Below are 1,450 nucleotides of genomic sequence, written 5' to 3' on the forward strand. Positions count from 1 at the left end.
CTATAACCCTTGATACACAAGGAGTTATAGTGCTTTTTGACGGAAACCGACGGCTTATTTTATTTTGCGGAATTCGCCGGATTCTTTTTCTTTAAAAAAATTATCGTTTTTGAATCATTGCTAGCTGATAAAATATTCCGCACCAAAAGAAAGCGTTTTCTTATAAAAATAAAAAAGAACTCCTCCAAAAAATTAGTTGCTTTTTTTGAAAATGGTTTCATTTATAGTTCGCTTATTTAGTTAACTAATCAATCGATCCAATTGATCAATCACGCGGAATCGTTGTTCTAACATGGCATCCACGTACGTATCCAACGTCATCTGAGTAGAAGCATGACCTAAAAGTGCACTGACCGATGGAATATCTTTATTTATTTCTAAGCAGCGGGTCGCAAAACTATGGCGCAACTGATGAAAATGGATATGAGCAAGCGCCGCTTTTTCTCGAATTCGATGAAAATGATACGTAAGCAGCCGCGGTTCACAGGGTTGACCCTTGGTTGAAAAGACAAATGAGCCTTTTGATTGTTTTCGATGATTCAATAAGAGCTTTTTCAAGGTCTTCCCCATCGGAATCATTCGAACCGAAGCTTCTGTTTTGGAATCTGCTAAGATCAATTGCGTTCTTTTGTCTGCTTGACTTGTTGTAATTCTTTGGTACGTATGGTTCACATAGATCAAGTTGGCATTAAAATCAATGTCTGACCATTGAAGCGCCGCGATTTCCCCGATCCGCATACCAGAATATAGAGCCAATAGTGACGGAATCCCATACCCTCTCTTTTCTTTCGCAGCGACCGCCATGATTTTCTTTTGTTCAGAGAAGGATAATGAATGGACTTTCTTTTGTTTCGCCTTGGGAATAGTCAGCTCAGAGAAGGGATTGGTATGAATTTTGCCCTTTTTTTTGGCGCGATTGAGACATTTGTTTACGATTCGAAAGATCACTTGAATAGTGGAACGCGACAATTTTTCTTGCAATATTTTTAAAAGGCTTCTTCCAGAATCAATCGACAGTTCATTCAACGGGGTTTCATTGAGTACCGGCAGAACATATTTAGTTAGTTTGTAGCGATAACTTGAAAGTGTCGATGGTTTGACCTCATCCTGCACTTCATTGAGCCATTCTACTGTCCAATCTTCAAACGATTCGGCAGAAAATCCTTGAATTCGTTGCAGCGATTGGTACCGAATACGAAGCGGATAGAGTTTTTGTTTTACTTCTGTGTAGCTTTTTCCATACACATAGCCATATTTGATTCGTCCATTGTTTTTTCGGCCTTTTGGGAAGCGCCCTTCCCAGCGACCATCTTTTCGCAGATAAATATTTTCACCTTTACGCATCTTATACTTCCTCCTAATTTGACGGCTTCACTGACGGTGCATATTTTGTGATTTCTTGTGGTTTTCCTGTTTAAAAAACAAGAAAAAGAGTGGATAGATCAACTTA

1 protein-coding gene is annotated in these 1,450 nt (G+C 39.0%); it reads right to left on the reverse strand.

The genetic code is table 11. The annotated features are described in order from the left end of the window. Positions 1–240: 240 nt before the first annotated feature. Complete coding sequence (locus A5875_RS23070) at positions 241–1,344, reverse strand: tyrosine-type recombinase/integrase (RefSeq protein ID WP_088935937.1); 1,104 nt, start codon at positions 1,342–1,344, stop codon at positions 241–243. Positions 1,345–1,450: the final 106 nt, after the last annotated feature.

Origin of the sequence: Enterococcus sp. 3H8_DIV0648, assembly GCF_002140655.1 — a bacterium.
GTDB classification, from domain to species: domain Bacteria; phylum Bacillota; class Bacilli; order Lactobacillales; family Enterococcaceae; genus Enterococcus_A; species Enterococcus_A hulanensis.

Bases quoted from the DNA above. Each gene is read 5' to 3' on its own strand.
- A5875_RS23070 (WP_088935937.1), bottom strand. From the start codon at position 1,344: ATGCGTAAAGGTGAAAATATTTATCTGCGAAAAGATGGTCGCTGGGAA.